Origin of the sequence: Nostoc cf. commune SO-36 (assembly GCF_023734775.1) — a bacterium.
Taxonomy (GTDB): Bacteria; Cyanobacteriota; Cyanobacteriia; order Cyanobacteriales; family Nostocaceae; genus Nostoc; species Nostoc commune_A.
This window is the reverse complement of the sequence record NZ_AP025732.1, coordinates 624,925-649,215: the sequence shown is the minus strand read 5'-3', so window position 1 is coordinate 649,215 and position 24,291 is coordinate 624,925. Positions and strand designations below refer to the sequence as shown.

Annotated in this window: 16 protein-coding genes and 1 pseudogene; 11 read left to right on the top strand and 6 right to left on the bottom strand. The window is 42.7% G+C overall.

What is annotated here, in order from left to right:
* Positions 1-31: 31 nt before the first annotated feature.
* Complete coding sequence (locus ANSO36C_RS02910) at positions 32-1,339, top strand: CO2 hydration protein (protein ID WP_251958311.1); 1,308 nt, start codon at positions 32-34, stop codon at positions 1,337-1,339.
* 81 nt (positions 1,340-1,420) lie between these two features.
* Here the strand turns inward: ANSO36C_RS02910 and ANSO36C_RS02905 are convergent, their stop codons facing one another.
* Positions 1,421-1,807 (bottom strand): hypothetical protein, encoded by a 387-nt coding sequence (locus ANSO36C_RS02905; protein ID WP_251958310.1) that lies wholly within the window; start codon positions 1,805-1,807, stop codon positions 1,421-1,423.
* Positions 1,808-2,092: 285 nt separating this feature from the next.
* On the opposite strand from ANSO36C_RS02905, the gene ANSO36C_RS02900 reads away from it, so the two are divergent.
* From ANSO36C_RS02900 to ANSO36C_RS02880, 5 genes are all read left to right on the top strand, one after another.
* Positions 2,093-3,952: a response regulator gene (locus tag ANSO36C_RS02900; protein WP_251958309.1), complete on the top strand. Its 1,860-nt coding sequence runs from the start codon at positions 2,093-2,095 to the stop codon at positions 3,950-3,952.
* The gene (locus ANSO36C_RS02895) at positions 3,943-4,443 is read left to right on the top strand and encodes a DUF4118 domain-containing protein (RefSeq protein WP_251958308.1); all 501 of its coding nucleotides are present in this window, start codon (positions 3,943-3,945) and stop codon (positions 4,441-4,443) included. The genes ANSO36C_RS02900 and ANSO36C_RS02895 overlap by 10 nt, the downstream gene beginning before the upstream one ends.
* The gene (locus ANSO36C_RS02890; protein WP_251958307.1) at positions 4,373-6,811 is read left to right on the top strand and encodes a PAS domain-containing protein; all 2,439 of its coding nucleotides are present in this window, start codon (positions 4,373-4,375) and stop codon (positions 6,809-6,811) included. Before ANSO36C_RS02895 ends, ANSO36C_RS02890 begins: the two co-directional genes overlap by 71 nt.
* A gap of 64 nt (positions 6,812-6,875) precedes the next feature.
* On the top strand, positions 6,876-7,253 hold the full coding sequence (locus ANSO36C_RS02885; protein ID WP_251958306.1) for a response regulator: 378 nt from the start codon (positions 6,876-6,878) through the stop codon (positions 7,251-7,253).
* A 120-nt stretch (positions 7,254-7,373) separates the two neighbouring features.
* Positions 7,374-7,787: a response regulator gene (locus ANSO36C_RS02880; protein ID WP_251958305.1), complete on the top strand. Its 414-nt coding sequence runs from the start codon at positions 7,374-7,376 to the stop codon at positions 7,785-7,787.
* Positions 7,788-8,425: 638 nt separating this feature from the next.
* Here the strand turns inward: ANSO36C_RS02880 and ANSO36C_RS02870 are convergent.
* Entirely contained in the window at positions 8,426-14,095 is a 5,670-nt protein-coding gene (locus ANSO36C_RS02870) for a PAS domain S-box protein (protein WP_251958304.1), read from the bottom strand.
* A gap of 489 nt (positions 14,096-14,584) precedes the next feature.
* Here ANSO36C_RS02870 and ANSO36C_RS02865 point away from each other — a divergent pair, with 489 nt between their 5' ends.
* Positions 14,585-14,782, top strand: coding sequence for an Hsp20 family protein (locus ANSO36C_RS02865; RefSeq protein ID WP_410174705.1), 198 nt, complete (start codon positions 14,585-14,587; stop codon positions 14,780-14,782).
* Between the two features lie 168 nt (positions 14,783-14,950).
* On the opposite strand, the gene ANSO36C_RS02860 is transcribed toward ANSO36C_RS02865, so the two are convergent.
* Positions 14,951-15,310, bottom strand: a complete 360-nt coding sequence (locus tag ANSO36C_RS02860) for a Rieske (2Fe-2S) protein (protein WP_251958303.1) — start codon at positions 15,308-15,310, stop codon at positions 14,951-14,953.
* 279 nt (positions 15,311-15,589) lie between these two features.
* Here ANSO36C_RS02860 and ANSO36C_RS02855 point away from each other — a divergent pair, with 279 nt between their 5' ends.
* The 4 genes from ANSO36C_RS02855 (at position 15,590) to ANSO36C_RS02840 (ending at position 21,716) form a co-directional block, all read left to right on the top strand.
* Positions 15,590-17,428 (top strand): vWA domain-containing protein, encoded by a 1,839-nt coding sequence (locus ANSO36C_RS02855; protein ID WP_251958302.1) that lies wholly within the window; start codon positions 15,590-15,592, stop codon positions 17,426-17,428.
* 185 nt (positions 17,429-17,613) lie between these two features.
* Positions 17,614-18,657, top strand: a complete 1,044-nt coding sequence (gene gap, locus ANSO36C_RS02850) for a type I glyceraldehyde-3-phosphate dehydrogenase (protein ID WP_251958301.1) — start codon at positions 17,614-17,616, stop codon at positions 18,655-18,657.
* A 242-nt stretch (positions 18,658-18,899) separates the two neighbouring features.
* Positions 18,900-20,330, top strand: a complete 1,431-nt coding sequence (pyk, locus tag ANSO36C_RS02845) for a pyruvate kinase (protein ID WP_251958300.1) — start codon at positions 18,900-18,902, stop codon at positions 20,328-20,330.
* 381 nt (positions 20,331-20,711) lie between these two features.
* A complete protein-coding gene (locus tag ANSO36C_RS02840; protein ID WP_251958299.1) occupies positions 20,712-21,716 on the top strand; it encodes a transaldolase in 1,005 nt (334 codons plus the stop codon).
* Positions 21,717-21,896: 180 nt separating this feature from the next.
* Here ANSO36C_RS02840 and ANSO36C_RS02835 read toward each other — a convergent pair whose 3' ends face one another.
* The 3 genes and pseudogenes from ANSO36C_RS02835 to lnt form a co-directional block, all read right to left on the bottom strand.
* Positions 21,897-22,274, bottom strand: coding sequence for a hypothetical protein (locus ANSO36C_RS02835; RefSeq protein ID WP_251958298.1), 378 nt, complete (start codon positions 22,272-22,274; stop codon positions 21,897-21,899).
* A gap of 255 nt (positions 22,275-22,529) precedes the next feature.
* A complete protein-coding gene (locus tag ANSO36C_RS02830) occupies positions 22,530-22,667 on the bottom strand; it encodes a hypothetical protein (RefSeq protein WP_251958297.1) in 138 nt (45 codons plus the stop codon).
* 37 nt (positions 22,668-22,704) lie between these two features.
* Positions 22,705-24,209: pseudogene (gene lnt, locus ANSO36C_RS02825) on the bottom strand (apolipoprotein N-acyltransferase).
* Positions 24,210-24,291: the final 82 nt, after the last annotated feature.

Below are 24,291 nucleotides of genomic sequence, written 5' to 3'. Positions count from 1 at the left end.
TCCCCATTCCCCATTCCCCATTTCTCATAACATGACAGCAATTAAAACAGCAATTAAATTACCTCCTTCAACGCACGAATTTGCTGATGTAATTCACCGCTTAGAAGCAGGCGGTGCAATGTTACCCGATACTCCAGAAAATTTGATGCAAATCATCGGTTTATATAAAGCTTATGCTGTGCCAATGGATTTTTACTGGCGCGACCTACTTTATATTGCCGAACGCGAATTTTTAAACCCGCTTCCCTTCTTTAAATACTTCTTACCCAAAGAGTATTTAGAACTGCATAATCATTACGCTGGCGATGACGCCGATTTGCGAATTTGGCGTGGCGAAGCTACTGCACATCCAGAACTTTTGGCATTTATTGAAAAAGGTGAAACTTTCAAAATGCCGAAGTTGTTGCATCACTTGTTTCACGATCGCATTAACATGGAATTTGCAGAAGCTTGTATGCGGGCGATGTTGTGGCACAGAGGGATGGGTGGACAATTTGACCCTTACCTAGATTCCGACGAATACAAAGCCAACGCTGACAAGGCAATTAAAGCTTACTTTCAAGGGAACCCAGTAATGCTGGGGCTTTACAAGCTGTTCCCCGATCTGTTTTTGGAACAGTGCCGCCAGATGTCATACTACGCTAATCTAGGCTTATTCTGGGAAATCATGGCCCCAGTATTCTTTGAAATGTCCGATCGCTATGACGAAGGTACCATTAGCAGCGTCCCAGAGGCAATGAGTTTCTTAGTTAATGGTATATTTGCGATCGCAGGTCGTCCTATTTACCATCACGTTTATATTCGTGGTGAATGCTACGAAATTATCCCCAAATCCAAGGGTTTCATGTGGCTGTACGAAGCAGCGTTACCTTATGTAGAGGCTGTTTTCTACCGTACCGCACCCTTCCGGGGAACAAAATCTTATAATGCTCAAGCGCGTCAAGTACCAGCAGACCAGAAAGACTTTCACTATGGTATTCTTTACGCTGATGTATTTCCAGTGGGTACTGCTGGCATTCCTCCCACACTATTAATGCAAGATATGTTGCACTTTTTGCCCCCATATCTTGTTGATTACTACAGCCAACATTGCCGGGGTGAAGAAGATATGTTGATTCAGTTAGGAGTTAGTTTCCAACGGTCAATGTACTGTGTAACTTCTGCGGTAATTCAAGCCTTGCGAATGGCACTTTTATATCCTTTAGATGACCCAAATCCCAAGCATTTACAAGCCAATCGAGACTTTTTTGAAATGCAACTAAATCGCTTTACTCGACCCGAATATAACATCCGTGATGCTGCTCGTTTGGGGAGTATTCAAAGTCAAGATTATAGATAAATGCACTCACCCCTACCCACGCAACAGTGAGGGTAGGGGGATTTTGTACCTTACAAACTTAAAATTTGCTGTAATTTGCAGTCAAGCTAAGTTTTGTGGACAGTAGCCCAATCCGCGGATATAAGTTTGTCGGAATACTTCAATCTCTTCGGGCTGCGGTCTACCGTGAGAAACTACCACCACCTTATAGCGTACCATAACTTTAATTGCTGATTGTCCAGCCTCCAAACTGCTCAAAACCTGACTAATCAAATCAGATGGTGAGTAAATAATTCCTAATTCACTCAAGAAAGCTCTAATATCTTTATCCCTTTCTACAGAAATAAAGGATTTCATTTTGACCTTGATTATCCAACCATCATATTGATTAATTACAGTCACAAATTTAATCGGAAAGTCACTCCTCTTAAAATATTCAACAACCCGCAGTGTCAGACTAGCATTGGGCAGATAGTAGAGGTATTGCATAATCTCTAAAACATAATTGAGACTTTCAAAAAAATAATCTCTAAATCTAAAGATTTGATGAGGATTCTAGGTTTTTACAGAAAAAATAATTAAATTAACTTTTGATAATCAAAGTAAAGAAAAATATGACTTTTTTATCAATATTTGTAAAAAAATATTGATAAACTTAAATTAAATTGTTGTAACATTTGTAACAATATATTAAAATTACACAAGAGCTTAACCACGCAGATGTAAGCGCTGTGATAGCGAAGGTGTCATAAGCATCTTTTTTGGATGCAACTTATGAAAATTTTGTTGGTAGAGGATGACATATTACTGAGTACAGCACTTTTCGAGTTGTTGAGTGCAAATCGTTATACTATCGACATAGCCAGCAATGGACAAGCTGGATTAGAACTAGCGATATCGGCTGAATATGATTTAATTTTGCTGGACTGGCTAATTCCAAAATTGGATGGCATTAGCTTGTGCCGACAACTACGAAAGCAAGGCTACCGTAAATCTATTCTCTTGTTAACAGGGAAAAATTCTAATGCAGATATTATCGCCGGGTTAGATGCCGGGGCAGATGATTATGTCATTAAGCCATTCGACCCAGAAGCATTACTAGCAAGAATTCGCTCTTTATTACGACGTAATGAAGCAATCTCACCATCCAAGTTAACCTGGGGAAATCTCTGTTTGAATGCAAGTGCCGGTAGAGTAACTTGTAATGACCAAGAAATTCCCCTGACAGCAACAGAATATAATCTGCTGGAATTATTTTTGCAAAATCGAGATCGTATCTTTAGCCGTTCAGCGATTTTAGACCGACTTTGGGGATTTGATGATGCACCGACTGAAAGTGCTGTGACGACTCATATTAAAGACTTGCGAAAGAAACTGAAAGCAGGAGGTCTGACAGAAGAAATTCTCGAAACAGTATATGGCATGGGCTATCGCATCAAGCCTGCACCTAATCATTCCATCTCTGCTGTAGAAAAGAATCAAGATGGCAAGAAAAAACCTGGTGCTAAAGATATGGCTTCTGTAAATCGGGTGCTGGAGAGATTCCGTAATTCTTTTGGCGGACAGGTTGTAGTGCTGGAGCAGGCAAAAACTGCGCTCTTTGCAGGGAATTTAAATCAAGAGTTACAGCAGCAGGCATTGGGTGAAGCCCATAAATTAGCAGGCTCGATGGGATCATTCGGTTATCCAGAGGGTTCTCGGCTAGCACGGAAAATAGAGCATTTGCTGCTTAAATATTCCTCCCTATCTCCAGAGCAAATCTCTGATTTTTCGCAACTGGTAACAGCATTACGGCAAGAGTTAACCAAGCCTGCTGTCACTTCCACTGCTCAAAGCTTCTCAATAAACCAAACTTATCGTGTGTTAGTAATTGATGATGATGCGACGCTAACAGAGCAGTTGCAGGCAGAAGCCGAGTCATGGAAAATCAGGATGAAGGTTGCACCAAACTTAGCAACAGCCCGATCGCTTTTTTCCTTAGCAACTCCTGACGCTGTTTTACTGGATTTAAGTTTTCCGACAACAGAGGAAGACGGGTTAATTCTATTGAGCGAGATAACACAGCGATCGCCAAATACCCCTGTGATTGTCTTTACAGGAAGAGATACCCTAACAGATAGACTGACAGTATCGCGTTTAGGGGCTAAACAATTTTTGCATAAACCTGCCACAACCGAGCAGATTTTTCAGGCGATCGCTCGTGTCTTAACTCAACCGAAAACTTCAGAAGCCAAAGTCTTAATCGTAGACGATGACCCTGTAATACTGGCTGGATTATCGGCGTTACTAACTCCTTGGGGGCTGGAAGTAACAACTCTCTCGCAACCACAGCAATTTTGGGAGGTGCTGATTGCCACATCTCCAGACTTGGTGGTATTAGATTTAGAAATGCCGATAGTTAACGGCTTAGAATTGTGTCAGGTTGTGCGCCAGGATGCCCAGTGGGGAGATTTACCTATTTTGGTGGTGACAGCCCATACTGATGCCGAATCTCTCCAGCAAGCCTTTGCTGCCGGAGCCGATGATTTTATCAGCAAGCCAGTGCTAGGGCCAGAACTTGTGACACGGGTATTGAGCCGCATTCAAAGAATGCGCTGGCGCTCTCAGGCATGGAAAAGTAAAGAATGCTCATAGTTTATCAGCGATTATTGGCCTACGGTGTTGCTGTTGGATCAACTGCGATCGCCCTGCCGCTATCACTCTGGCTAGAACCGCTTATTTCTCGAACAATTGGTGGATTTTTCTACATCGCGATCATTGTAAGTACTTGGTATGGTGGCTTTCGGCCAGGGATTGTTACAGTTCTCCTTTCGACACTGGCAATTGATTATTTATTTATCCCTCCGCGATCTCAATTCTGGATCAATTCACCACAAGAATTATTGCGGTTAAGTATTTTCTTACTGGTTGCCTTAGTGATTAACCTGCTCACTAGCAATCTTCAGCACAGCAGACAAAAAATTAAACAACTTAGTCAAAAATTGGCTCAAGAAAATGCCAAGCAATTGCGGATGGCTCTATCGGCAGCGCACATGGGAATGTGGGGACTGGGATATGGTGACAGGAGAAATCAAGTGGTCGCCAGAACACGAACAGTTATTCGGCTTGGCTGTTGGAAGTTTTGATGGTAAGTATGAAACATATAATGCCTGCCTGCATCCTGAAGATCGCCAAACGGTCAAACAAGCAATCCAACAGGCATTGCAATCTCATAGCATCTATCAGCATGAGTATCGCATTATTTGGGCAGATGATAGCATTCACTGGGTTGAAGGACGGGGAAACGCATTTTATAACCAAGCAGGTCAGCCTATTCGCATGACGGGAACTATTATGGATATTGAAGAGCGCAAACAAGCACAACATAAGCTGCAACAGCAATTTGAGCAACAGCGCTTAGTGATGGAGATGAGCCAGCGCATCCGGCGATCGCTCAATTTACAAGATATCTTGCAAACTACTGTTGATGAAGTGCGGCAGTTTCTGAAGTGCGATCGCGTCATCATTTTCCAGTTTTCTCATGGCTGGGGTGGAACTACCATTGTTGAGTCTGTTGCACCAGAATGGATGCCCATTTTACCACTCCAGATTAGTGACCCTTGCATTGGTGAAGATAGCGTCAAACTTTTTAAAGGGGGCTTAGTCACTGCAAAAGCTGATATTTATACTGCCGGAATTAGTTCCTGTCACTTTAAATTTTTAGCAAGTCTCCAGGTGAGGGCAAATCTGGTCGTTCCGGTTTTTTTAGGAGATGAATTATGGGGGCTACTGGCGGCTCATCACTGTGCGGCTCCTCGTGAGTGGCAATCTTCAGAAATTGCTCTGTTGCAGCAGTTAGGAACGCAGGTAAGCATTGCTATTCAGCAAGCTGCTTTGTTTGAACAGTTACAGACTGAACTGACAGAGCGCAAAGAAGCACAAATTGCCCTGCAACAACTGAATGCCGAACTTGAGCAACGGGTGCAAGAACGCACTGCCCAACTCACACAGATGAACGATCGCCTGCAAAAAACAGTCATAGAGCAGCAACAAACCCAACTCAAACTTTTAGAACAGGCGCAAATGCTGGAGCTTCAGGCTGTAATCACCCGGAATATGGGGGAAGGCATTTGCTTGGTGAGAGCTGATAATGCAGTTATTGTCTATGCCAATCCAAAATTTGAACAGATGTTTGGCTATGACTCTGGTGAACTCACTGGTCAGCACGTTTCGGTTGTGAACTATGTCACCGAATCGGTAACTACTAAAGATGTAAATCAAGCCACTCTATCTGCGGTCTTACGAAATACTGAAGCTACCGATGAAGTCCAGAATGTTAAAAAAGATGGTACACCATTTTGGTGTAATGTGACGACTTCTGTATTCAGGCATCCCGACTACGGCGACGTTCTGGTTGCGGTTCACCAAGATATCACTGAGCGCAAAGGCATCGAAGAAGCTTTACGCGAGAGCGAAGAAAAGTTTCGTCAGCTGACAGAAAATATCCAAGCAGTATTTTGGATGACCGATAATCAAAGTCAGCAAGTTCTATATGTGAGCAATGCTTATGAAACCATCTGGCAAAGAAGTTGTAAAGACTTGTATAACAACTATTCGGGTTGGTTAGATGCAATTCACCCAGAAGATCGCCAGCGCATCGAAATTGAAAAGATCACAACAGGACAATGGGATAAGAAATATCGCATTATCCGTGCTGATGGTTCAATCCGTTGGATTCGCGATCGCGCATTCCCGATCAAAAATGAACTAGGAGAGTTACTTCGGATTGGTGGTATTGCCGAAGATATCACTGAACTACAGCAGATTGATCTGATCAAGAGTGAGTTTATTGGCATCGTTAGTCACGAACTCCGCACTCCTTTAACTGCAATTCGGGCGGCACTGGGTTTACTACAAACTGGTATCTACGACAAAAAACCAGACAAGTTTAAGCGGATGATTGAAATTGCAGCCATCGACAGCGATCGCTTAGTGCGTCTTGTCAACGATATTCTCGATTTGGAACGCTTAGAATCGGATCGAACTGTCTTAGAAAAGACAACCTGCAATGCAGCTGATTTAATTCAACAAGCAGTCGCAGGAGTGCAAGCGATCGCCAATCAGCAAAATATCACCTTTAATATCCACCCTGGCAATGCTCAAGTTTGGGCAGATGCTGATGCCATTGTGCAAACACTCACCAATCTGTTAGGTAATGCGATTAAATTCTCGCCTGCCAATTCTACTATTTCCCTGAATGTCCAGAAGCAAACAGATCGCGTACTCTTCCAGATCGCAGATCGAGGGCGAGGTATCCCAGCAGAGAAATTAGAAACAATCTTTGGACGATTTCAGCAAGTAGATGCCTCTGATTCTCGCACCAAAGGCGGCACGGGCTTGGGATTGGCAATCTGCCGTAGTATTATTGATCAGCACGGTGGGCAAATCTGGGCTGAAAGTACTGTTAGTGTCGGCAGTACGTTTTTCTTCACTCTGCCATTGCCGGGAAATTAGGCAGGGGGCAGGGGGAGAAAGAATAATTAATGACAAATGACAAATGACAAATGACAAATGACAAATGACTAAAAGATTGTTGATTGTGGATGATGAAGAACGAATCCGCGAATTAGTACAAGCTTGTTTAGAAGACTTGGGAGGATGGGACACTCTGACAGCTGCATCAGGGGAAGAAGGATTAAAAATCGCCCAGACAGAACCTATTGCCGCTATTTTGCTTGATGTGTCGATGCCTGACATGGACGGCTTTGCAGTATACGAGCAACTTCAAGCAAATTCTGTAACGCAAGCAATACCAGTGATTTTGTTAACAGCAAAAGTCCAAGCGAGCGATCGCGCCCGTTTCGCCCAGATGGGAATTGCTGGGGTGATTACTAAACCCTTTGAACCCACCTCTATTTGCAACGAAGTTACCAAGATTCTTGGCTGGGACGCTTAATTATTAAGTTTTGTAACAAAATTTATATCTTTATTAGTTTTTTATTTTTGTAAACTATATTTTTTCCTTACAGATAAAAATATTTTATACCACCCGAAAGGTATACAAAATGAAATGAATATGCTAGGAGAGGTAAATATAAGCGGCAAAACGATATTGCTCATTGATGATGAACTGAATGTACGTGAGATAGTAAAATTTTGCCTCCAAGATTTAGCTGGTTGGAATGTGATGACAGCAGATTCTCCATTAGAAGGATTGGAGAATGCAGTCCGCCATAGTCCTGATGCAATTGTATTAGATATCTCAATCCATGATGTGGATAGTTTTAAGTTGATGAATAAACTCAGAAATAATCCAGAAACTCAAACTATTCCTGTAGTCTTGCTCAGTGCTAAAGCGCGATGGTTAGATTCACAAGTTCTGCGACAATATCAAGTCGCAGGTGTCATCTCCAAACCTTTTGATCCTGTTACCCTCCCTGCTCAGGTTGCTCAATTGCTGGGTTGGGATTTTACTTCACTAATGGATTAAACAAAAGTGGGTAAAATAGGGAGTGAGCAATGCTTGTGGATATTTTTAAAATTTGTTAACTACTTTCATTTCTTTATTAGTTCTTTATTTTCTGCTTATAAATTAAAAGTGTTGGTAGTGAAGCCAAAAGCAAATTACCTGTTTGTGTTTAACTTTTTTAATAAAACAATAATTTTATGGCAAACTGCCCTTGCTGCTCAACCAAATGCTTCGTCACATTCGTTCACAAGAAACCTACTGGTTCTGTCGTCAGTGCTGGCAAGAAATGCCTAACCTGAGTTCAGAAATCAACAGGAGTAGTTTAAGTTTGACTAGAAAAAGCACATCATTAGTTAGACAGCCAATTTACTCATTTTGAAGTAGGCATCACCGTGGTCGGATAGCATTACTGTATCCCTTATCCTGCTGCTCAACCACAGTAACCCTGAGAATGTTAGTCAATCCCTTATAGTAAAGGTTTCAAGTAGCCATAGAAATTTATTTATCCAGCACTACTCAGTTTGATTAGCATAGTAGGGGCACACAAAAGCATTTTCAGCCCAGAGGCTGGAAACGAGCTTTTAAAGGGATTTAGGCTGAAATTGACACCAATGCACAAATGTGCGCCCCTACTATGTATCTCATTAAAATGAGAATTGCTATAATGCTTCGGAAATACTCGTTAATTCCATAATTTTTTCAAACTGAAAATCATGGGCTAAATTCTTAATAGTATTTTGCAATACGGCATTTTCTGAAGGGATTTGCTCAATTAATTCTAAAATTAGGTCATCACTACATTGAGCTGCGGCATTACACAATTTCTTCACCCATTCAGGTGACATTGCAGATAATAAAGGAGCTAAATCTATGAGCGTCAATATTGATTTTTTTCCTTGTTGCTCTGCGTTTGTTAGCTGATAGCTTTCTTCTTGATAAATATATTGAGCTCCTAAATATTTGCTCAATTTTTCTAGTAATTGTTCTTCACGGAAAGGCTTGTTAATATAATCATCGCAACCCGCTTTCAGCATTGCCTCGCGTTGTTCCTCAAAGGCATTAGCAGTTAAGGCAATAATAATAGTCTGCCGATTTTGCATATTAGGTTGCACCTCTGCTGTGCTGGAAGCGCAACTGAGATTTTGGATTGAGGTTTCTCTAGTTTTAATAACTTTTGTGGCTTCGTAGCCATCCATAATCGGCATCCGCATATCCATTAAAATTAGGTGTGGTTGCCATGTCTGCCAAAGTGCGATCGCTTCGCTGCCATTTGCCGCTTCCTGGACTGCAAAACCGATGGATGTCAGAATTTTCACTAGCACTAAACGGCTGTCTATAGCGTCATCAACCACTAAAATGCGGTATTCGCTTTGATCGGGCGTTAAACTAATAACTTGGCGGCTAGTTTTTTTGACCTGGATTTCGCTTGCTGTGGCTAGACCAATTTGAATATCAAAAGCAAATTTACTTCCTTCGTTAATAGTGCTAGTAACACTAATATCTCCCCCCATTAGTTGCACGTATTTACGGCTAATTGCTAAACCTAACCCTGTTCCCTGTTGCGATTTTCTTCCGGTTTCAGTTTGCCCAAAAGCTTCAAACAGCAAGTCAATTTCTTGTGCGGCAATACCGCAACCAGTGTCTTGTACCTCGAACATTAGGGGTTGGGAATTGAGGATTGGAAATTGAGGATTAATTATTCTCCTCTGCTCCCCTGCTCCCCCTACTCCCATCCCCACCCGCAGCGTTACCCTCCCAGTATCAGTAAATTTGATTGCATTTCCTAAGAGGTTAAGTAAAACTTGACGCAGCTTACTTTCATCAGCTTGGATGTACTGCGGGAGGTAAGATGTATATTCAAAAACTAATTCTAATCCTTTGGAGATGGCACGGAAGCGTAACATCTCTTCGAGGTTTTCTAAGAGGCGAATTAAGTCAAAACTGTTGAGATTTAATGTGATTCTGCCGGCTTCAATTTTAGACATTTCTAAAATGTCGTTAATTAAGTTGAGGAGATGTTCGCCAGCACGATTAATGATTGCTAGATTTTGCTGATGTTCAGTAGATAAATCATGATCGTGGCTCATGACTTGGGTAAAACCGAGGATAGCGTTGAGTGGGGTACGCAATTCGTGGCTCATGTTGGCAAGAAATTCGCTTTTGGCGCGGTTAGCAGTATCAGCAACGATCACAGCTTCTTGCAACGCTTGTGACTGCCTTTGAGTTTGCGCTAGCAATTGTGCCTGCTGTAAAGCAACACCCAACTGATTGCCAATTTGAACTACAATGTTGATTTCTTCTGGTTTCCATTGGCGGGGATCGGAATTTTGATAACTCGCTAGTAATCCCCAAAGCTGACTACCATACAAAATGGGGACAATAATATAGGCTTTTGCCTGAAAGCGCTCTAAGAGTTTGATATAAACAGGATCAAACTCAGCGTTGTAAATGTCTGGGACACTGCGGAAACCTGCACCTGGGGTTGCTTGCACATAATAATCTTCCACCTGGTTATCCACAATATTCAAAATTTTTGCTAGGCAACGGCCATCTTGTAAAATACCCTCTGTCAGATAGGGATCATTGTTGTGTTCTTCTATTAAAGAAATCCAACCGTTAGCCACCGACTCAGAGACAAATTCGCCACTCCAGTGGGGATTGAAACGATAGACAACAACCCGATCGCAGTTGAGTACTTGCCGTAATTCTTCGGTGGTAGCCGCGAATATTGTTTCTAAATCGAGGGTTTGGCGCATCCTTTGAATTACTTGAGCGATCGCTCTTTCTCGTTCTGCACTCTCACGCAAGGCTTCTTCTGCCAATTTTCTCTCGGTAATATCTGTAATTGTACCGATGTAGCCTTTAATTTCGCCATTGTCTCTGAATTCTGGCAAAGCCTGACAAATTACCCAAACGATGGTACTATCATCACGTAAAATACGATTTTCGTATTTATACATTGATTTAGCAACTCTTGCTTGACTCCATGTAAACAATAGCTGCTCACGGTCATCTGGATGTACAGCATTTACCCAACCTCTTCCCAGTGATTCTTCTAAACTGCATCCAGTAATTTCACTCCAACGTTGATTAAAATATAAGACATTGCCATCTGCATCAGTGTGAAATATACAAGCTGGCGAGGCTTCTGCTAAAAGTTGATATTGCTGTTGACCTGACTGCAAAGCTAATTCTGCCAATTTGCGATCGTTAATGTCTGCCCAATAACCAACGCACTCTATTGGGTAGTTAGCTTCGTCATAAATTAACCTCATCTTTTCGTAGAACCAGTGATAAGTTCCATCAGCATGTAACCAACGGTATTCGTAAGCAATGTACTCCTGCTCAATCAGATGGGAAAATTTTTCCGAGATAAGTTCAATATCGTGTGGGTGGACGTGATGGAGCCAGAAACTGGAATTTTCGATAAATTCCCGCGCTTCGTAGCCCACCATTTCTTTAACGTTTTCACTAATAAAGGTAGTATTAAAATCCTCTGATGTTTTGCTGCTATAAATTACTACAGGGCTTGAGGTGAGTAGATATTGAAGGCGTTCGTTTGCTAAACCCAGTTCTTGTTCAATATGTTTGCGATAGCTAATTTCTACTAAAACTGTACCGACACCAGAGGGGCGATCGCCTTCACCAGGAATCGGAAAATAAGAAGCTAAGAAGTGGCGGATAATATCTGGTTGTTTAATTGATACGCCGCTTAATTCTTGATTAAGAATGGGTTCACCAGTCAAGAGAACCTGTTGATAAATTGGTTCTATTTCGAGGGCGATGTGGGGTAAAACTTCATAGATAGTCTTGCCAATATGATCTTGCTGGGGTAGTCCATTTATCTCCGCTAGCAGTTGGTTGATTTGCACAAACCGCAACTGGCTGTCTACAATGTTCATGCCGACGGGAGCGCTGCTAAAAAAGGCATTGAGGCGAGCTTCTCTGAGTGCTAGTTCTTGTTCTAAAGTTTTGCGCTCAATCAACCCACCTAACTGAGCAGCAACAGCGCTGACTAGCAAGAGCAAACGCCGATCTTCTACTACTGAGCTACGTTTAAAAAATACTAAAACAGCTAATACTTGGTTCCCAGCTAGTATGGGAACACCAAAAACAGCTTTTAATCCCGCCTTTGCTGCTTGGTGCGATCGCAAAAAAACTGGCTCTGTAACTTGAGAAACATCTTCTATCCATTCTGGCTCCTGGCTCTGCCAAATTCTTCCTGGTAGTCCCAATCCCAGAGCAAATTTCACAGTTTGGCTTTGGCTGGAAAATTCGGCTAAACTATTCTCTTCTCCGTACCAGCCAAGATTGTGTTCTAAAACAGTCCCATCTTTATTAGATATCCACGCCTCACCAAAATCCCAGCCAATGGTGTGACAAATTAAGCGCAAGACTACTGCTAAGGCGCTGTTGACATCATTAGCGCGAGTGATGGCTTGGGTTGTCAACAGTAACAAGCGGCTTTCATTTTCTGCCTGCTTGCGTTCGGTAATATCTTTCGTTGTACCCAGTACGTACCATTGCTCATCAATCTTGATCATTTCTGCACTCAACAGTGTTGTCCTGATTTCTCCTGTTGAAGTGCAGACATCAATCTCATAGTTACGGATGGCTTTTTTTTGTTGCAGGATGTGAGTGAAAAAATTATATTCTTCTGGATTCACCCAAAGATTCAATTCTTCATTGGTGCGATCGATCACCTGAGAACGAGAATAACCAAAAAACCGACAAAAGCTGTCGTTAACTTCGATGTAGCGTTTGTTGCCAACAGTAATTAAGGCAATTGGATCGGGAGATGACCGAAAAGCTGATGCTAACTTTTCTTCAGAAGCTCTTCGTGCTGCTTCTGCGCGTTGGCGTTCTTTTGCCTCCAACGCCAAAGATGTTAAATTGCCCAAAGAGCGAGCGAAATTTTGGTCTTCTAGCGTCCAATGATGAGTAACTCCCACTGCCTCCAGACATAAAACTCCTACGGTTTTTCCCTCTAATCTAATAGGTGTATCGAGTATGGAGATAATGTTTAATCTTGAGTAAGACGCAGAAAACTCTTTAGTTCTAGGATCGGAATGAGCATCATTGGCGGCGATTGGTTGGTCTTGCTGCAAAGCTGCAAAATAAGCTGGATAGTCTACTGCTGAAAAGGATAGTCCTTCACTATGTTGATTGTGACTACCCTCAAATAGGTCAAAGCACTGGATTCTAATGCTTGTTTCGTCATACAGCCAGACACTAGCTCGTTCCACGCCAATATTCTTAACAGCCGTTTCTGTGATTATACTCAAGGCTGCTTTCAAGTCACCCTGATAAAGCGTCTTATTTTGTGCCAATTGTGTTAGCACGAGGTTATGATTGCGGAGCTTAATTGCCTTTTTTCCCAGTAATCTTTCTGCACGTCGGCGTTGAGTAATATTACTAGCAGTGCCTGTCATACCTATAACCTGACCTTCTTGGTTGTGTAATGCGATCGCATTAAACATTAAATAAAGTAAACTACCATCTTTAGCGACACAAGTAGTTTCATGTTGGAAGATAGATTTTCCCTGAAAAACACCCTTAAAAGCTACTTTATCTTGAGCAACTTGTGTCGGTGAGATAAAATCAGTCAAAGCACGCCCGATCATTTCATGGGGTTCGTAGCCATAAATCTGTTTAACTGCTGGATTAACAAAAGTAATTAGTCCATCAATATCCACCGACCAGATCATATCCTGGGATGTCTCCACTAGGTGGCGATACTGTCTTTCACTCTTCTTCAGGGCAGCTTCCACTAAAAGGTGTTCGCTTTGGTAAACTTCTCTACAAATTGTTTTGCTAACGTGAATAGGAATTTCTTTGAAAATTTCTTCTATTTGTCTGTCACGAATACTTAACTCAACTGCAACCCGTTGGCGCTCTTTAATCTCCTGTTGAAGTTGGGTATCTTTTTGTTTTAACTGTTTTTTTAGACTTAGGAGAGTGAGTTGATTTTGTACACGTAATAAAGCTTCTTTAGTTTGGAATGGTTGAGTAATATAGTCAATCTCACCTAAATTAAAAATATTTATTATTTCAGAGATTTTATCTAAAATTCCGAAAACAATTATGGGAATCTCTTGAGTTTTATAATTAGCTTTCAAGCTTTGATAAAGTGCGTAACAATCTATCTCTAGTATGAGAACGTTGACTAAAAACAAATCAGGGGTAGAAGCCAGTGCCGTATTAATTGCCAATTCACTAGAAACAACACTTTGCACCTGATAACCTTGGTTTTGAAAGATGCCTGATAAAAAATGTAAATTCTCTAAGTTGTCATCAACTAATAAAATTTTTATTTTTTGAGCATCCATATCAGTTACTAAGTTAATTTTTTATCAGAAATAATTTTTTAATCAAACTGAACATTAAATCAGAAAGCAAAACTCTGTTACAAAATTTTAAATAAAACCATTGTTGTTTAGAGGTTGTTTGAAAAGTGTTTCGCTGTGACTTTAGCGTGCTGATTCGATCAGATTGACAATAGCATCAACTATCGAGCCATTAAAGCCGCGATGCTGCGACACTAGAGTTCATGATACAACCACCTCAATGTCCAAGAACGTTCTTGGTTCAAGTTTAACTACACCTTCTACAATAGTTCTGTCCGTGTCAAGAACACGGCTCTCAAGAAACACACAGTACAGGCGGTTATACACTCCTACGATTTATTTATACCCAGGCTGCAAACCGCTATATGTATTATTGCCTACTTACTTTGACATTCTCAAGCTTTTCATCCTTTTTTTGTTTGATACGGTAAATCCAACTTATGTCTGTACAGTTTACCCAACTAGTTTTAGATTTTTCTTTTATTAAATTACTTACAGAATCAACAAGTTAAAGCAGACCTGAAAGATGGGATTTTAATGTTGACTTTACCTAAACTGGAGCAAGAGCAGAACAAGGTATTCAAAGTTAATTTAGGTCAATCTCAAAGTGCTACAGCTTCTATAGAAGCTGGCAATGGTAACGCACAAAACAACATTACACCACAGTAAAGCGTTCAAACTCCTTGAGAAAATATAATATTTTCTCATTCAATAGTTGCTCTATCTCTGTATTAGCTAAATATTAATAGAAACCCCAGCTAAACTAATTAGCTGGGGTTTTTGCTTACTTGCAACTTCAGATATTTGCCCAATAGCAGTAAATTGAGCCAGAGGGTGCTATTCCTCTTGTACATCAACCCAAATACTGCCTTCTTCTACACGAATAGGAAATACTGGTAATGCTTTTTGTTGTGAAACCAACGAGAGTACCTTACCTACACCAGGCGGCCAGGAACACCATTCTTGTACCTCACCAGTCCGCAGGTCAAAAGCACTGCGATGGAAGGTACAAACAATTGCCCCGCTTTCAGTGATTTTCCCACTTTTCAAGGGTAATTTTAAGTGAGGACAGTTGTTATCTACAGCATAAAGCTGATTTTCGTGATTCAAAACCAGAATTTTCCGGTTGCCAACTTTCACCACTTGTCGCGCACCTGGGGAAAGTGCTTCGACTGCAAGAACTTTAGTCCAGCTCATTAGGTTCTCCTTTCCTAATAGATATGCTTTCAGTTTCCCGCAATTGTGACCAGTGCGATCGCTTTTGAGTATGGGGGAATCAGCAAGGAATTTCCTGAAAGAGCGATGTTTACAACGGGCTTTACCTACGCTGGCGAGAGACAACAACTATAAAATATTGCATAAAATATACTTTTTACACTGAAAACTTTTATTTCTGGATAAACTAAATAAACCACTGATTGTCCAAGCATCGTAAGGCTCGTAGCTTATAACAGGCAATTTCAAGGAATATAAAAAATGATTAAGACAAGTTACGAATTTGACCAGTCTATCCTCCCCGCAGGATCTTCATTAAAGACTAATATTCTGCTACGTTTTCGTGCTGACATAGCTAAATCTCCCCGACGTAACCTTAACCTTTCTCTTGTAATTGACCGTTCCGGCTCTATGGCAGGCGCTCCCTTGCATCACGCACTCAAAGCCGCTGAGTCTGTGGTAGATCAACTTGAGTCTGATGACATTCTCTCAGTAGTTGTTTACGACGATGAAGTAGACAGTGTTGTGCCACCCCAGGCTGTGACTAACAAAGCCGCACTGAAAAATTCTATTCGCAAAGTGAGAGCAGGCGGTATTACCAACTTATCGGGGGGATGGCTCAAAGGCTGCGAACACGTAAAAACGCAACTCGATCCGCAAAAAATCAACCGTGTTCTCCTGCTTACCGATGGTCACGCCAATATGGGCATTCAAGACCCCAAAATACTGACGGCGACATCGGCGCAAAAAGCTGAGGAAGGCATTATCACAACTACGTTAGGTTTTGCTCAGGGTTTCAATGAAGACCTGCTCATTGGTATGGCAAGAGCCGCCACGGGCAACTTCTACTTCATTCAGAGCATCGACGAAGCAACTGAAGTGTTTAGCATTGAGTTAGACAGTCTTAGAGCAGTAGTGGGACAAAACCTCAAGGTGACACTTGAATTGGCTGATGGTGTCAGCCTGGTTGATACTTTAAGTCTGGCTAAAGTTAGCCAGAATGACGCTGGTCAAGCTGTCATCACCTTGGGAGAGCTTTACGAGGGCGAAGACAAACTCCTCGGTTTAAGTCTGCTGATCTCAAGCGCTCAAATTGGTGATTTACCTGTGATGAAGTTGCATTACAGCGCCGATGTTGTGCAAGATGACGTTATTCAAAGCGTTTCAGGTACAGTCGATGTCGTTGCCAAAGTTAGCACCGTTGAGGAAGCAGCTTTTGCTGCTACAAGCCATATCATTCTGGAACTGAGCCGCCTTACCATTGCTAAAGCTAAAGAGACTAGCCTTAATCTCGCTGAACATGGCAAGCATCAGGAAGCTGAACAAACCCTGCGGGCGCTTGTGAAAGATTTGCGAGATAAAGGGTTGAACGAGAATTTTGAAATTGCTGAAGAAATCGATCAGCTTGAGTATTTTGCAGGTCGGATTGCCCAAAAAGCTCTAGGCAATGCCGGACGGAAAGAGATGCGGGATCAGACTTACCAAACAATGACGCGTAATCGCAGCGATTTGGTGGGTCGCGGTGTCACTACTGGCGATGAAGTGTACGCCATGTCGATTGTGAATGAAGTCGGTTCCGGTGTTGAATTGTACTGCGTTCGTGAAGGGGGTAAACTGCGGGTGAAAGTCGTGTCTAAAGGCTACGATTCAACCAAGAACATCCAGTTTCCTCGGGCCATTCGTGCCGAGGGGGCACGCTATGTTGTTGAAGGATTGGAACTTTCAAGCGATGCCACTTTCTATCGGGTACGTGGTAACATTACCCGTTTTGCTCAACCCGGTGAAACAGATATCTTCGTTGCCCCTAGACAATCCAATCGAGCTAACACAGGTAAAGCTTCCAAAGGCCCTGCCAGTGCTGCTGATCTTCCCACATCTGACAGTGTAGGGGACAGCATTTTAGTTCAGTGTGTTAAAGATGGCAGCAAGCTCCGTGCAAGGGTAGTTTCCGACGGATATGAACCGGATTGGAATATGCGTTTTCCGCGATCGGTGCGCGAGGAAGGTATGCTTTACGTCGTTGATGAAGTCAAAACCGCACCTGACGGCAAGTCTTATATTGCCTGTGGTGAAATTAAGCGATTTGTCCAACCCACTTGAATTGTGGGGAGCAGGGAAGAATAATTAATGCCCCATGCCCAACGTCCCAATCCTTAAAATATGCCAAGTAAATATCCCTTAGCTGACTGAGACTGTCAGGATCAAAGAGTAAAGAGTAAAAGGCAATCTATTTTGACTTTTAACTTTCTCCTTTTGTTCAACTTTCCACAACGGTAGGTTTAATCTTGACTAAATTGAAGGTTGGTATCAATGGCTTCGGTCGAATCGGGCGACTTGTGCTTCGCGCTGGCATCGATAATCCCAACATTGAGTTTATAGGTATTAACGACCTAGTACCACCAGATAACCTCGCTTACCTATTAAAGTACGACTCAACCCACGGCAGATTAAAGCACAAGGTTGAAGCTAAGGAAGATGGTATCCTCATTGACGGCCACTTCATTCCTTGCGTGTCGATGAGAAATCCAGCAGAGTTACCTTGGGGGAAATTAGGTGCAGATTATGTGGTGGAAGCTACCGGACTCTTCACTGACCACGAAGGAGCCGCAAACCACCTGAAAGCAGGTGCAAAGCGAGTGGTAATTTCTGCTCCCACCAAAGATCCAGATAGAGTTACTACCCTGTTAATGGGTGTCAATCATCACCTATTTGATCCCAGCAAGGATATCATTGTCTCCAATGCTAGCTGCACTACAAACTGTCTAGCTCCCATAGCTAAGGTCATCAATGATAACTTTGGGTTGACCGAAGGGTTAATGACCACAGTCCATGCCATGACCGCCACTCAGCCAACTGTAGACGGCCCCAGTAAGAAAGACTGGCGGGGTGGTAGAGGTGCAAGCCAGAATATTATTCCCTCTTCGACAGGCGCAGCTAAAGCTGTAGCATTGGTTTTACCAGAATTGAAGGGCAGGTTGACTGGTATGGCATTGCGAGTTCCGACTCCCGATGTCTCTGTAGTTGATTTAACTTTCAAAACTGCCAAAGCTACTACTTATAAAGAAATCTGTGCTGCCATGAAGGAGGCTGCCGGAGGTTCACTAGCAGGTATTTTGGGTTACACAGATGAAGAAGTAGTTTCTACAGATTTTCAAGGCGATACCCATTCTAGTATCTTCGACGCAGGGGCTGGGATTGAGTTGAACTCTAACTTCTTTAAGGTAATTGCCTGGTATGACAACGAATGGGGCTACTCGAATCGCGTGATTGACCTGATGTTGTCTATGTCACAAAAGGAAAAACTCGCACCGACAGATGCTGTGGTTTGATTGGTCATTAGTCATTTGTCATTGGTCATTGGTCATTAACTTTTGACTTTTGACCCTTGGCTTTTAGGATTTGGGTTGAATGGTAAATATGCTGAAAAGAAAACCTCATTTAGTATCTTTATTTACAAAACCAGTGATATAAAGCACATGTTAATTTGGATGGCTTAGGCGATGTCTACGACGGGCTACGCCTACGCTCAAACTATCCAAATTTGCAGGTTACTCCTCAACCCCTAATCCCTATGCGTCGAACCAAAATCATTTGTACTGTTGGCCCGGCTACATCTGCACCCGAAAAGCTGCAAGCTTTAGTAAAAGCTGGAATGAATGTGGCGCGGCTGAATTTTTCTCACGGGGCTTATGAATTCCACGCCCAAACTGCTCACTATCTTAGACAAATTAGTAATGAGCAGCAAAAGCCGATCGCAATTATGCAAGACTTGTGTGGCCCCAAGATTCGTTTGGGAACTTTACCACCGGAAGGGTTAAATTTAGAAGCTGGTACTGAAGTCACCTTTGTTTTGCAAGAAAAGGGTGACAGTATCGACGAACTACCTCTACCATTGCCGACTTTGTTCGCAATGGTGCGACCAGGCGAACCGATTTTGATTAATGATGGCCGCGTCAAGTTGATTGTTACTGCTCGCGATGCCGATCACATTCGCGCCCAAGTAAAAATTGGCGGGTTAATTTCTACGCACAAAGGAGTAAACCTACCACAAACTCCTTTACCTGTTAGTTCTATTACCGAAAAAGACTTGCTGGATCTGCGCTTTGGCATTCAGTTGGGTGTAGACTGGGTGGCTGTATCCTTTGTGCGATCGCCACAAGACTTAGAACCCGCACGACGGATGATTGAAGCTGCTGGCGCTTCCATCCGCTTAATTGCCAAAATCGAAAGGGCAGAGGCAGTAGAGAATTTTGACTCCATTCTAAAAGTTGCCGACGCAATTATGATTGCTCGTGGCGATTTAGGGGTAGAAGTACCAATTCACGAAGTACCCTTAATTCAAAAAGATATTATTCGTCGCTGCAATCGTGCTGGCAAACCGGTGATTACAGCCACCCAAATGCTAGAGTCGATGATTAGCGCCCCCGATCCCACCCGCGCCGAAGCAACCGATGTTGCCAACTCTATCTTAGATGGTACGGATGCAGTAATGCTTTCTGGTGAAACAGCTGTCGGGCAATATCCCATCGCTGCCGTCGAGATGATGCACAACATCGCTGTGCGGACAGAACAGGCTCTAGATGAGGGTAGCAAACATGCTTGGTGTCATGAAGCAGGCAGTCTCAGTGTTACTGAATCTGTAGCAGAATCCGTGTGTCGCATCGCTTATGAAACAGGTTCACGGGCAATTCTCTGTAACACTTCATCAGGAAATACGGCGAGAATGGTGTCTAAATATCGCCCTACTTCTCCGATTATTGCCCTTACCCCTGACATCACCGCTTATCGCCAACTAGCGCTTTCTTGGGGTGTAGAAGCTTTGCTGATCCCACCAGTCCACAATGCCGAAGAGATGTTTACCAATGTGGTGAACACAGTTGTAGATATGGGTCTAGCGAATAAGGGCGATAAAGTAGTGATTACCTCTGGTGTTCCAATTGGTAAATCAGGAACAACTAGCTTAATCAAAGTGCATTCCATTGGACAGCCAATTTCTGCATAAGGCACTTAGAATAGGGCTGTGGCTGAAGATAGTAAGCAAAATTGGGCAATGATTAAGAAAAATTGCCAGAATCAGAATTGAAGGAAGAGTAAAGAGTGTAAAGAACTGGGGAATAAATGAGAAGGAGTCAGAAGACAGAATGAGAAGGAGTCAGAAGACAGAATTCAGAATTCAGAATACCCCACGTCTGAAGTCAGTACAAAGAGTCACGGAAAGAATTTTTTCTTCTCCATGATTAAAATTGCTTGCTCTAAACCTGGATTCTCCATCCAGTACTTCGACAAGCTCAGTAACCATCACACAAAATCCATTCTGAATTCTGGCTCCTGAATTCTGAATTCTTCTTCGGTAAATCCTGTAACATTCATCACGGAGTATTTTATGTCTAAGAATTTACTAGAACAACTGCGACAAGTGACTGTTGTGGTCGCAGACACAGGGGATATCCAGGCAATTGAAAAGTTCACACCCCGAGATGCCACCACCAATCCTTCGCTGATTACTGCTGCGGCGCAAATGCCAGAATATCAGGGAATTGTCGATCAAACTTTACTCCAAGCGAAGAAAGATGCTGGAGCCGGAGCCAACCAAGCACAGATTGTTTCTCTAGCTTTTGACCGTTTGGCAGTTGCCTTTGGATTAAAGATTTTGCAAATTATTCCCGGTCGCGTATCTACGGAAGTCGATGCTCGTTTGTCCTACGATACCGAAGCTACCCTGACTAAGGCACGGGACTTAATTGCTCAGTATAAAGCTGCTGGAATTGGCCGCGATCGCGTTTTAATTAAAATCGCCAGCACTTGGGAAGGTATTCGCGCTGCGGAAATTCTCGAAAAAGAAGGTATTCACTGTAACCTTACCTTGTTGTTTGGTCTTCACCAAGCGATCGCCTGTGCAGAAGCTGGCATTACCCTAATTTCTCCCTTCGTCGGCCGGATTCTCGACTGGTACAAAAAAGATACCGGACGCGATAGCTACCCAGCAACTGAAGATCCAGGAGTTTTGTCCGTCACCAAAATCTACAACTACTACAAGAAATTCGGCTATAAAACCGAAGTTATGGGAGCTAGCTTCCGCAACCTTGGTGAAATAACTGAACTTGCAGGTAGCGATTTGTTGACAATTTCACCATCCCTTTTGACTGAATTGCAGTCAACTATTGGAGAATTGCCACGCAAACTTGACCCCGCCAAAGCAGCAAGCTTGGAAATTGAAAAGATATCCGTTGACAAAGCTACTTATGACAAGATGCACGCCGCAGACCGTATGGCAACCGACAAACTAGATGAGGGCATCAAAGGTTTCACCAAGGCATTAGAAGACCTTGAAAAACTTTTAGCAGACCGACTAGTTCGCCTTGAAGGAGAGGTAGTAGCAAGTCATTAGGGACTTCCAATTAAAAAATATCCCATTGCAGGGGCGCAAGACCTTGCGCCCCTGCAAATTTAGAAATAATTTGGGATAATTTGTTTTTTGCAAGTCCCTTAGAACGCAATACGCTGGGTTGAGGAACAAAACCCAAACGTATTGCAATAATTAGTGGTTAGTTAGTTGCATTAGCGGTCGTCAATAACGACGTCGGATATTTTGGTATCTTCCGTAACGCTGCCGTCGTTGGTTAATCGGCCGTTGTCTTAACTGTTGCCGTCGTCGGATATTTTGGTATCGTCCGTAGCGCTGTCGGGGTCGAATATTTTGGTAGCGTCCAAAGGGTTGCCGACGTCGGATGATCTGCCGGCGTCGAATAATTCGGTATCGCCCTGGCCGCCGTTGAGCAATTAAAAGCTCTCCGGTTTGATCTCCAACTAGGGTAGCCTCTGGTGCAGCGCTTTGTTCATTGCGAGCATTACTTAAAGAAATATCCTTTGCTTCAGCTAATGAGGGCGGATACACAAAGGCACATAGCAATAGCGCTATTGAGGATAACTTCCTGAAACCTTTCATGTTTTTGCTTCTACTAGACTTGTGATAATAACCTTATTAAAACACTTTAAAGTCAGCAAATTATCGTTCATCCAGCTTTTGTTTTACTTAACTTGGAATGAAATTCTGATCCAAAATTTCATTCTTATGAATGATTGTTAATTTGATAAGAATATGCAGTTAAATATTATGTTTTCAACCTACTTATTTATTTTTGAAAAGATACATAGGGTGGGTTAGGCTGTTGCCACGCCACTAGAAATACTTACATTTTGTTCAAGAATAAAACCGAATTCCTGTATATCCCGCTAATAAGTCTCTGGCTTGTTGGTTATTTGGATCATGTTGTAAAACTTTGTGTAATAGCAACTTTGCCTGTTCATGCTGTTTCAAAAATTCATAACACACTACCATTGGAAAATGGTTTTTGGTTTTCTAAGAAATAATCTTTTCAGTTTTCAGCTTTCACTTTCACAAACAGCCAAAATCCTCCAGAAAATATTAATAACAACGGTGTCAACCAATCACCCCAACGCACATATAAAGTTTGTGTCTGTCGCCGATAAATTGTTTCAGCATGAGTTTCGTAGGTATTATATCCAGATATCCACAAGGTTCTACCGTGAGGATCTAGAAATGCTGAATATCCCGTATTGGTTGCTCGTGCTGACCATCGATCAGTTTCAATAGCCCGCATGATATCCTGTGCATGGTGCTGAAATGGCATCGATGCCCTGTAATGGGCATCGTTAGAAGAACTGAGAATAAATTGCCCACCCGCCGCAGCTTGACGACGAAATTGTTCAGGAAAAGCAGATTCGTAACATATACTAGCGATCGCCCGACCAAATGGAGTGTCAAATATCTGATTTGCTGAACCGGGAACTTGGTGTGCTTCCAAAGGCGACAACCGTTGAACTAGTCCGCCAAAAATTTCTTCAAAGGGAATATATTCTCCCAAAGGTACTAGTTTTGATTTATCGTAGCGGCTGACAATTTCACCCTCACTGTCGAAGGTAAACAAGCTAATTGTATAACTGTCTCCGCGATCGCCAAAAGCCCCAATCCAAGCAACTACGCCTTTTTCCTTCACAGCTGCGACTAAAGCAGTTCCCAACAAGTTGCGTTGGAAAATAGGTAAGGCTCCTTCTGGGGTGAGGACTGCATCTACACCTTGGTCTGCTAAAGTCAGATATCCAGTCGTGTAATTTTCTTGGGCGCGACGAAATCCTTCGGAACTTCGTAAAAGTCGGTTTGGAATATTACCCTGAATAATCCCCACTTTTAACGCTGCTTCTGGTGGTTGGGCGATGGGACGGCTATATAAGATAAAACCAATCAGGTGTAAGGTAATTAATAATCCTGTGGCGATAACCCAGTATTTATTAACGAACCGCCAAGCCGCCAAGGATGCAGAGGAAATCTTGGCGTACTTGGTGTCTTGGCGGTTCGTCCATCCTTCAGCAATTAAACCATTAATGGCAACGATCGCAGCTGTCACAGTATTAGGCCCAGAGAGTTGCCCCAGATGTACAATTACAAGATTGTGTGGGCTTTGGGTGTAAGCAAGTGAACTCCACCACAAAGGGCCAGCACTCCAAAGGCTCTCTAAACCGCACCATACGGCTGTACCAATAAGTACACGCAACCACGGTTGTCCGCCCAGGCGAACCATTACAGCCGCCCAAATACTAAGGAATACCCCACCCAAAGCACTGATAAATCCCCAACAAAAAAGCGTGATTGCCAAACTAGGCAACCAGGGAACGCCCAACCATGTCATCGGATGAATTCCGGTAATCCAGAATAGGGCGACACCGTGAAAACCAATACCCCAGAGGAAAGCTGGGGGGAATTGTTTTTTGCCTTTGCCTGAAGTGAGAATTATTACCCATAAAGGAACTATGGCAACCCAAGCCAAGAACCATGCACCCACTGGGCTACGGTTAGCCCCATTAAAATGCCACTAGCTAAGGAAACTAAGCAAGGTAGCAAAGAGATAAACCTCTCCCCCTTGCTCCCGAAGCCTCCCCTGCTC

Coding starts and splice junctions, on each gene's coding strand:
- ANSO36C_RS02910 (WP_251958311.1), top strand. CDS start 32: ATGACAGCAATTAAAACAGCAATTAAATTACCTCCTTCAACGCACGAA.
- ANSO36C_RS02905 (WP_251958310.1), bottom strand. CDS start 1,807: ATGCAATACCTCTACTATCTGCCCAATGCTAGTCTGACACTGCGGGTT.
- ANSO36C_RS02900 (WP_251958309.1), top strand. CDS start 2,093: ATGAAAATTTTGTTGGTAGAGGATGACATATTACTGAGTACAGCACTT.
- ANSO36C_RS02895 (WP_251958308.1), top strand. CDS start 3,943: ATGCTCATAGTTTATCAGCGATTATTGGCCTACGGTGTTGCTGTTGGA.
- ANSO36C_RS02890 (WP_251958307.1), top strand. CDS start 4,373: ATGGTGACAGGAGAAATCAAGTGGTCGCCAGAACACGAACAGTTATTC.
- ANSO36C_RS02885 (WP_251958306.1), top strand. CDS start 6,876: ATGACTAAAAGATTGTTGATTGTGGATGATGAAGAACGAATCCGCGAA.
- ANSO36C_RS02880 (WP_251958305.1), top strand. CDS start 7,374: ATGCTAGGAGAGGTAAATATAAGCGGCAAAACGATATTGCTCATTGAT.
- ANSO36C_RS02870 (WP_251958304.1), bottom strand. CDS start 14,095: ATGGATGCTCAAAAAATAAAAATTTTATTAGTTGATGACAACTTAGAG.
- ANSO36C_RS02860 (WP_251958303.1), bottom strand. CDS start 15,310: ATGAGCTGGACTAAAGTTCTTGCAGTCGAAGCACTTTCCCCAGGTGCG.
- ANSO36C_RS02855 (WP_251958302.1), top strand. CDS start 15,590: ATGATTAAGACAAGTTACGAATTTGACCAGTCTATCCTCCCCGCAGGA.
- pyk (WP_251958300.1), top strand. CDS start 18,900: ATGCGTCGAACCAAAATCATTTGTACTGTTGGCCCGGCTACATCTGCA.
- ANSO36C_RS02840 (WP_251958299.1), top strand. CDS start 20,712: ATGTCTAAGAATTTACTAGAACAACTGCGACAAGTGACTGTTGTGGTC.
- ANSO36C_RS02835 (WP_251958298.1), bottom strand. CDS start 22,274: ATGAAAGGTTTCAGGAAGTTATCCTCAATAGCGCTATTGCTATGTGCC.
- ANSO36C_RS02830 (WP_251958297.1), bottom strand. CDS start 22,667: ATGGTAGTGTGTTATGAATTTTTGAAACAGCATGAACAGGCAAAGTTG.